The organism is Streptomyces laurentii (assembly GCF_040635425.1).
Taxonomy (GTDB): Bacteria; Actinomycetota; Actinomycetes; order Streptomycetales; family Streptomycetaceae; genus Streptomyces; species Streptomyces laurentii.
In genome coordinates this window covers 1-4,152 of the sequence record NZ_JBEYHT010000122.1, presented here as the reverse complement: position 1 = coordinate 4,152, position 4,152 = coordinate 1, and the positions used below count along the sequence as shown (strand labels likewise).

Annotated in this window: 7 protein-coding genes; 6 read left to right on the top strand and 1 reads right to left on the bottom strand. The window is 70.4% G+C overall.

Annotated elements, in window-relative coordinates; genetic code table 11:
• Window positions 1–534 precede the first annotated feature (534 nt).
• From ABZ693_RS35920 to ABZ693_RS35895, 6 genes are all read left to right on the top strand, one after another.
• Entirely contained in the window at window positions 535–951 is a 417-nt protein-coding gene (locus ABZ693_RS35920) for a hypothetical protein (RefSeq protein WP_359885697.1), read from the top strand.
• A gap of 93 nt (window positions 952–1,044) precedes the next feature.
• Window positions 1,045–1,827, top strand: a complete 783-nt coding sequence (locus ABZ693_RS35915) for a ParA family protein (protein ID WP_359885696.1) — start codon at window positions 1,045–1,047, stop codon at window positions 1,825–1,827.
• Window positions 1,824–2,273: a hypothetical protein gene (locus tag ABZ693_RS35910; RefSeq protein WP_359885695.1), complete on the top strand. Its 450-nt coding sequence runs from the start codon at window positions 1,824–1,826 to the stop codon at window positions 2,271–2,273. Before ABZ693_RS35915 ends, ABZ693_RS35910 begins: the two co-directional genes overlap by 4 nt.
• 236 nt (window positions 2,274–2,509) lie before the next feature.
• Window positions 2,510–2,965: a hypothetical protein gene (locus ABZ693_RS35905; protein WP_359885694.1), complete on the top strand. Its 456-nt coding sequence runs from the start codon at window positions 2,510–2,512 to the stop codon at window positions 2,963–2,965.
• Window positions 2,966–2,967: 2 nt separating this feature from the next.
• Window positions 2,968–3,156 (top strand): hypothetical protein, encoded by a 189-nt coding sequence (locus tag ABZ693_RS35900; RefSeq protein ID WP_359885693.1) that lies wholly within the window; start codon window positions 2,968–2,970, stop codon window positions 3,154–3,156.
• Window positions 3,157–3,248: 92 nt separating this feature from the next.
• Window positions 3,249–3,716 (top strand): transcriptional regulator, encoded by a 468-nt coding sequence (locus ABZ693_RS35895; RefSeq protein ID WP_359885692.1) that lies wholly within the window; start codon window positions 3,249–3,251, stop codon window positions 3,714–3,716.
• A 199-nt stretch (window positions 3,717–3,915) separates the two neighbouring features.
• Here the strand turns inward: ABZ693_RS35895 and ABZ693_RS35890 are convergent.
• Window positions 3,916–4,152: hypothetical protein (locus ABZ693_RS35890; RefSeq protein ID WP_359885691.1), on the bottom strand; the 237-nt coding region annotated here is incomplete at its 5' end.

The following is a 4,152-nucleotide window of genomic DNA, read 5'->3' as shown; positions in this document are numbered from 1 at the left end:
CGACCCCGCCGGACGCCTGGTCCACGGCCTGGCGGCCGCCCTCGGCGCCGTCGTCACCGGTTTCGTGGCCATGGGCGTCACCGCCGCCCTCGGCCGACCCGGCGCTCACCACAGGGCCTTCCCGTGAGCCTCACACCCCATACGCCCAGGCCACACCGCCCGCCCACCCTGTGAGGCCCCCGACCGTTCCCGGGCGGGGACACGCTCGTTGGACTCCCCGAGGGCGCCCACGGCCCGTAATCCTCCGTGGCCACGCCGTCCGGCGACCGCGGGCCGGTGGCACGGGGCAAAAGCGGCTGGCGGCGGGAGGGGTGGGGTCGCCCCGCGTCCGGCCGGCCTCGACACCGCGCGTACGGGGCCGGGCGCCGTACCCCCGCCGTCACCACCACCCCAGCGTGAGGCGACCACACCGCCCGGACACGGCTGAGGGGGAGCAGCAGCTGCCGCGCGGTGGCCGGCCACCGTACTCTCGCTCCGCTCGCACACCGCCATCGTGGCCGAGCGTCCAGCCGCGGGCAGCGGGACGCTTGAGGTATGCGCACCAAGGACGTCCGCGTCGGCGAGAGCTACCGGTGCGAAGTCCCCGGCTCCCTGCCCACCCGCCGCTACAACCCGCACACCATCGGCGACTCCTGGCTCCCCCTGATCTGGCTCCGCGGAACGTTCTTCACCCTCACCATCACCGACGTCGACACCCAGGCCCGCACCGCCCAAGGACTGCGGGTCGGCTCCACCGCCCGCCTCACCATCGAGCTGACCGACGACCAGGCCGCCACCGCCGGCCTCCCGCCCGGACACACCTACCGGCTCGACGGGACGCTCCTCGACGCCGACGACGAACCCGTCGAACTGCCGCGCGTCGGCGAACTCACCGTGCCCACCCGCTGGCTCCACCCCCTCGACACCCCGCCCCCGCCCGCACACCGCGACGCCACCCTCCGCCGCTACTGACCCTCCTGCCGTCACGGCCCCGTGAGTCCGTGACGTCACCAACACGGCCCCAGGCGTTACGGCACAAGGACTGTGAGGCCATAGGCTGCCGCCATGATGAACACCTTCGCGATGACGAACCAGAAGGGTGGTGTCGGCAAGACCGCCAACACCATCAACCTGGGCGCCGCGCTCTCGGAGCACGACCGGCGCGTGCTCCTGGTCGACTGGGACCCCCAAGGCCACATGACCGAAGCCCTCGGCCTCCAGGAGAGCCCCGACGACCGCACCATGAAGGGCTGGATCCTCGGCGAGTGGAAGGGCGACCCCCACGAACTCCTCGTCCAGTACCGGCCCAACATCTGGGCCCTGCCCACCAACATCGACATGTTCATGCTGGACAAGGGCCTCTACCTGTCGAACAACCGCGAGATGCGCCTCGCCCGGCTCCTCGCCCACTTCGAGGGCGAGATCGACGACGTCGTCATCGACTGCGCGCCGTCCCTCGGCGCCGGCACCGACTGCGCACTCATGGCCGCCCGCAAACAGCCCGGGCGCCGCTCCGGCCTGCTCGTCCCCGTGGAAGCCGAGGACTCCTCGATCCGCGCGCTGCGGCTGCTACTCAAGATGGTCAGCGTCCTCACCTACGACATGGACGTCGACATCGACATCCTCGGCCTGATCCCCAGCCGGTTCGACACCCGCGACGGACAGATCGTCTCCTCCATGCTCGAAGCGTTCCGCGGCATGGGCGACCCGCCCGTCATCGCCGAGATCAAGAAGCGCACCGACATCCGCAAGGCATGGCGCGAGCGGCAGTCGGTCCTGGAGTTCGACCCGAAGTGCGAAGCCGCCGAGTGGTACCGCGACCTGGCAAAGGCGGTGCTGGCCGCATGAGCGCCTCGAAGAAGGTCGGCCCTCCCGACATGGGCGGCCTCGACGCCGACCTCGCCAGAATGCGCAGGCTCCGCCACGAAGGCGACAAGCCCAGGCCCGAGGGCTCTGGTGAGCCCACGGGGCCAGGAGGCCCCGACGCCGACGAGGGCCAGGAGCACAAGGAACCGACGCTCTTCGAGGCCGAGGAGACCAGGCCGCCCACGAAGCCCGTCAAGCCAGGCCGCACCCGCGGCGGGCGCCGGCCCCCGCCCGCCGCCGCCGACGCCATCCCCACGACCGTACGGTTCGACACCGACGAAGCCGCCGAGATCGACCTCTGGATCCTGACCCTCCGCGAAGAGGCCGGCCGACGCCAGCTCGACAAAGCCGAAGTGTTCCGCGAACTGACCCGGCTCGCCCGCGAACACGAACCCACCCACAAAGCCCTCATGCGACGACTGCGCTGACCACCCCACTCACCAAGGCCCCAGAGACTTCGGTCTCCGGGGCCTTTCGCGTTCACCAGCCCAGCTCACAGCACCGTGGCGGCCCCGCGAACCCATGACGTCGTGGCGTCACGAACGCCTTGACAAGGGGTACGAACCTTCGTACCTTGGAGGGGTGGGTACGAAGGTTCGTACCCCTTCCGGGACCGTACCCGGCGCCCTCGAAAGCGCCGGCGCCCCACCAGAAGGAGACCCCCATGGACTCGATCACCTACCGCACCGGCGACCAGGCCCGCCTCGGCGGCGTCGACGTCACCCTCAGCCTCACCCCCGCCCAGTCCGCCGCCCTGGGCATCGACCTGGACACCCTCACCGACTGGTTCGACACCGCCCTGTGGGCCCTCACCCTCCTCCGCACCGGCGCCAACGACCGCAACACCGACACCGACTCGGCCCCCACCGAGGCCACCGCCGCCATGCTCTACACCGTCATCAACGACCTCGACCTCCGGCTGCTGCCCAGGCTCCAAGGCCTCCGCGACGCCGCGATCCGGCAGCACGCCACCCTCGGCGGCTCGCTCGGCCAGCTCGCCCACGCCATGGACGTCACCAAGTCCACCGCCCAGTCCCGCCGCAAGGCCGTCCTCGAAGGCCGCGACCGCCCCTCCCGCTGGGAACAATGGGCCACCAAGAACCGCCCCCAGGAAGGCTGACCATGTTCACCGGCACCCCCGACGAACTCCGCCAGACCGAAGAGCAAGCCCGCGAGCTGGCCACACGCGCAGCTGACCTCCTGACCCAACTCGATGCCCTCGGCATCGGCCAGGTCTCCGGCCAGCTCCACACCCCCGGCGGATCCATCCGCCGCCACCCCGACCGCGGCTGGATCGTCACCGACCGCTGACCGCCCCTCCCAACACAACCGGGGCGGCCGTCCACTGCCAGGCGCACGGCCGCCCCTTCCTCCCCAGCCCGCAGACCAGGAAGGCCCCCATCATGCCCGCCACCTTCGCCGCCGTCTTCATCGCCCTCTGGATCGGCCACTCCGTCGGCGACCACTGGGTGCAGTCCTCCTGCCAGGCCGCCTACAAGGGACTCCCGGGCCGGGCCGGCCGCCTCGCGTGCACCAAGCACGTCCTCTGCCTCACCATCACGAAGGCCGCCGTCCTCGCCCCCGTCGCCCTGGCCCTCGGGCTCCACCTCAGCGCCGCCGGCCTCCTTCTCGGGCTCGGCCTCGACGCGGCAAGCCACTGGTGGGCAGACCGCCGCACCACCCTCGCCGCCCTCGCCCGGATCTGCGGGAAGGGCGAGTTCTACACCCTCGGCACCGGCGCACACCCCGCCCACCCGGTCACCGCCGAGGGCAAGCCCGCCGCCACCCTGGCCACCGGCGCCTACGCGCTCGACCAGAGCTGGCACACCGCCTGGCTCGGCGCCGCCGCACTCATCATCGCCGCCCTCTAACCCTCCACCACACCACTAGAATTTCCCCGGCCCTCAGGTCCGGGGAAATTCTACGTTCCTAACGAAACACCCCCTGACCTGGGGAAACAGCCCACGACAAACCCCCGAAAAATGGGCGCCAAAGCCACACGAAAAGCGAAAAATCCCCCCGCAATTAAGGAATGGAACGAAACTGAATTCCCCGAATTCAAACAAAGCGTCACCTATCACCCAAAAAGAAATCGGGCGCAAGCGCCCTCACATTCGATCTGCGACCGAATTCCGGAATTCCGCTACGCTCCATTCCGGAAACGGCGCGGGGAATTCGCTCCGCGAATTCAAGAATGGACCGAATTCCGGCGCTCTGCGCCGGAATAGGCCCGGCTGGGCCTACATGGCCACGATCGGCGCCGCCGTCGTCCTCGTCGTCCGGCTGCTCACGACCGACGACACAGCC

Coding starts and splice junctions, on each gene's coding strand:
- ABZ693_RS35920 (WP_359885697.1), top strand. CDS start 535: ATGCGCACCAAGGACGTCCGCGTCGGCGAGAGCTACCGGTGCGAAGTC.
- ABZ693_RS35915 (WP_359885696.1), top strand. CDS start 1,045: ATGATGAACACCTTCGCGATGACGAACCAGAAGGGTGGTGTCGGCAAG.
- ABZ693_RS35910 (WP_359885695.1), top strand. CDS start 1,824: ATGAGCGCCTCGAAGAAGGTCGGCCCTCCCGACATGGGCGGCCTCGAC.
- ABZ693_RS35905 (WP_359885694.1), top strand. CDS start 2,510: ATGGACTCGATCACCTACCGCACCGGCGACCAGGCCCGCCTCGGCGGC.
- ABZ693_RS35900 (WP_359885693.1), top strand. CDS start 2,968: ATGTTCACCGGCACCCCCGACGAACTCCGCCAGACCGAAGAGCAAGCC.
- ABZ693_RS35895 (WP_359885692.1), top strand. CDS start 3,249: ATGCCCGCCACCTTCGCCGCCGTCTTCATCGCCCTCTGGATCGGCCAC.